Below are 1348 nucleotides of genomic sequence, written 5' to 3' on the forward strand. Positions count from 1 at the left end.
AATGCCTGCGGAGCGGAGGATCCATCGCGGATGGGTCCGTCGTTCCGCGTCTTAAGCAGCGTATCTCCCGCCGTTTGGGATACATCGTTTTCCGGGCCCAAGACCCCCCTAGGAGGAATTCCTCACGGAACGGGGGGAATGAGCCATTCGAGGTAACAGAGCATGACGACGGAAACCATCATAGAAATCCGAAACCTGTGGTTCTCCTACGACGAATATCCCGTGCTCAAGGATGTGGACATGGATGTTCAGCGGGGAGAGTTTCTCGCCATCATCGGTCCGAACGGGGGGGGAAAGACCACTCTATTGAAATTGATCCTCGGAATCCTGAAACCGGATCGCGGTTACGTTCGCGTCTTCGGAAAAGAGCCTCGCGAGGCCGCCGGCCGAATCGGCTACGTACCCCAGGACACCTCGCACAATCGTGATTTCCCTATCACGGTATTTGACGTAGTCCTCATGGGCAAACTGGGCTTACACAGGCGTAAGAGAGGGGATTCCAAACGGGATCGGGAGTTGGCGCAGGAAAGCCTGACCCGCGTGGATATGTGGAAATACCGCAACAGCCGCATCGGAGAGCTATCGGGCGGTCAGCGCCAGCGCGTCTTCATCGCCCGGGCTTTGACGTCGGAACCCGAGATCCTGTTTCTGGATGAACCCACCGCGAGCGTGGATGTGGAAGGACAGAGCTCTCTCTACCGCTTTTTCAATGAACTCAATGAGACCGTCACCATCATGGTGGTCAGTCACGACGTCAGCGTGCTGTCCAGCTACGTGAAGTCCGTGGCCTGCGTGAATCAAAAGGTCTATTTTCACGACGAGTCTGAAATCACCCCGGACATGCTGCAAAGGGCGTATCACTGTCCAGTGGAGCTCATCGCTCACGGCGTACCGCATCGGGTTCTTCGACTGCACGAGGATGATTGACATGCTGGAAGCCCTGCATTTCGAATTTATTCGCAACGCGATCCTGGCAGGCCTTCTTGCAAGCGTGGCCTGCGGCATTATGGGAACTCTGGTGGTGGTGAATCGGATCGTGTTTTTGGCCGGAGGCATTGCTCACGCGGCCTATGGCGGCATTGGGTTGGCGTTTTTTTTGGGGATTCCGCCCACCGTGGGGGCGGCGGGATTCTCTCTGGCGATTTCCGCCATCATGGGTTTTGCCACGCTGGGAAGTCGGCATCGCGTAGACACGATTATCGGTGTTTTGTGGGCCGTCGGATTCGCCATCGGCATTGTGCTCATCGACCTGACACCGGGATACAACGTCGATCTGATGAGCTATCTGTTCGGAAGCATTCTGGCCGTTCCCACACGGGACCTCTGGGTCATGCTCGGTTTGGACGCG

General features: G+C 56.8%; 1 protein-coding gene and 1 pseudogene (1 of these 2 only partly in view). Both read left to right on the forward strand.

What is annotated here, in order from left to right:
• Positions 1–162: 162 nt before the first annotated feature.
• Complete coding sequence (locus tag HY788_05265; GenBank protein ID MBI4773581.1) at positions 163–927, forward strand: metal ABC transporter ATP-binding protein; 765 nt, start codon at positions 163–165, stop codon at positions 925–927.
• Between the two features lies 1 nt (position 928).
• Positions 929–1348: pseudogene (locus HY788_05270) on the forward strand (metal ABC transporter permease) (it continues 311 nt past the right edge of the window).

The organism is Deltaproteobacteria bacterium, assembly GCA_016208165.1.
Classification (GTDB): domain Bacteria; phylum Desulfobacterota; class Desulfarculia; order JACQYL01; family JACQYL01; genus JACQYL01.

What these genes read in the sequence shown, in the direction of transcription:
- HY788_05265 (MBI4773581.1), top strand. Translation starts at nt 163, where the DNA reads ATGACGACGGAAACCATCATAGAAATCCGAAACCTGTGGTTCTCCTAC.